We start from the raw sequence: 1,468 nt of genomic DNA, 5'->3' as shown, positions 1-1,468 counted from the left end.
AGGACCGTCGCGGGGCCGGCGCAAGCACGGCCCGTGTCCTCGCCGGCCCCGCGACGGTCCTGCGGCACACCGCCGTAAACCTCCGGCACCGGATCGGCCGCCGCACACCATCCGTCGTACGTCTGTACGACGACACCGTCGAGGCCTGGCGGCCGTGGGCGGAACTGGCCCGCGGCTATCTGGCGCTCCTCCTCGCCCTGATGCCACGGCACCGGCCGGCCTACACCGTCACCGTGTTCACGGCGACGGTGCCCGCCCTCAGCGAACCGCCGAACGGCTCCGCAGCCGGTCCCCGTCGCCCCCGCCGCGGCCGCCGGACGCCGAAGCCGGACGCCACACCCTGACGCCCGTGGCGTACAGCAGCACGCCCAGCACCAGACCGGCCCCCGCGCCGAAACACACCGTGGGAATCAGCTCGTAGGGCTTGGCGACGGATCCCCAGTACTCCCACCACCGCACCGCCCGCCGGACCGCCGCGACCACGGCACAACCGCCGATCAGGGCCACGCCCCACCAGCGGTCCCGCGACGACAGCGACGGCACCCCCCACGGCTCGGCCGCGGGGGCGCGCCGGAGCGCCCGGAGGGCGAACACGGCGATCACCACCGCGGCGACGGCGGAGCCGCCGTACTGCAGGTACCAGTACAGCGGCGAGCCCGCGATCTCCCGGCCGAGCACCGGGAACACCCGCATGCCCCACCGGTCCAGATGGGTGAACGCGTCCCACACCACGTGCGTCAGCGCGCCGAGCGCCGCGGAGACGTACCAGCGCAGGGCCAGACCGGCCGTCACGCGCGCGCGAGGCGCCCCGCACCGCAGCAGCGAGGCCGCCCGCCGTTGCCGGGCGCGGGGCAGCAGCGCGACCAGCGGCTCCCGGATCAGCAGCCAGAGCGCGACCAGCGCCCACGCCACCGCGACATCGACCGTGAGCACCCCGGGGAAGGAGTGGGTCACCTCGCCGAACTCCATCGCCTCGGGCAGGACACTCGCCGCGTAGTAGGTCATGTCGGGCGCGAACGACCCCGCGACCAGCAGGGCCGGCGCCAGGCCCGCCCGCCCGGTTCCGTCGGCGCGCACGGCGGGCAGCACGGCCGCGGCATGGCTGAGCGTGAACGGCAATGAAGCCCCCCGGGACGGACAATGACGCCCAGTATGCGTGGCGATCGTGTGACCTGGGGAACCGTCCGGGTGGCCGGCGCGTGCCAAGTAGGGAAAATCGGGCCCCAACGGGTGCTCGGGCACGAGAAGTTGTCGTAGGGTCGCGAGGGCCGACGCGCGGGGAGCGCGCCGAACCGAGCAACAAAATCACAAAAGCAGAACAACGCCAACAGACCGGGCAGACGCGGACGCTGAGACGTCCGTTGGGAGGGGTTCACTTCATGGCGGCGCAATTCGGCAGGAGGCTGCGCACAGGAGCGGCGAACACCGCCGTGGCCGCGGCCGCGGTCGCGGCCCCGGCGGTGTTCGC

At 73.9% G+C, this 1,468-nt stretch carries 2 protein-coding genes; one reads left to right on the top strand and one right to left on the bottom strand.

Annotation, left to right across the window (positions count from 1 at the left end):
- Nucleotides 1-344: hypothetical protein (locus CCN42_RS43900; protein WP_211294846.1), on the top strand; the 344-nt coding region annotated here is incomplete at its 5' end.
- Here the strand turns inward: CCN42_RS43900 and CCN42_RS33255 are convergent.
- The gene (locus CCN42_RS33255; protein WP_086741136.1) at nucleotides 259-1,119 is read right to left on the bottom strand and encodes a DUF4184 family protein; all 861 of its coding nucleotides are present in this window, start codon (nucleotides 1,117-1,119) and stop codon (nucleotides 259-261) included. The two genes, CCN42_RS43900 and CCN42_RS33255, sit on opposite strands and share 86 nt — an antisense overlap.
- Nucleotides 1,120-1,468 lie beyond the last annotated feature (349 nt).

Origin of the sequence: Streptomyces glaucescens (genome assembly GCF_002154375.1) — a bacterium.
GTDB lineage: Bacteria > Actinomycetota > Actinomycetes > Streptomycetales > Streptomycetaceae > Streptomyces > Streptomyces glaucescens.
This window is presented reverse-complemented; position numbering and strand designations above follow the sequence as displayed.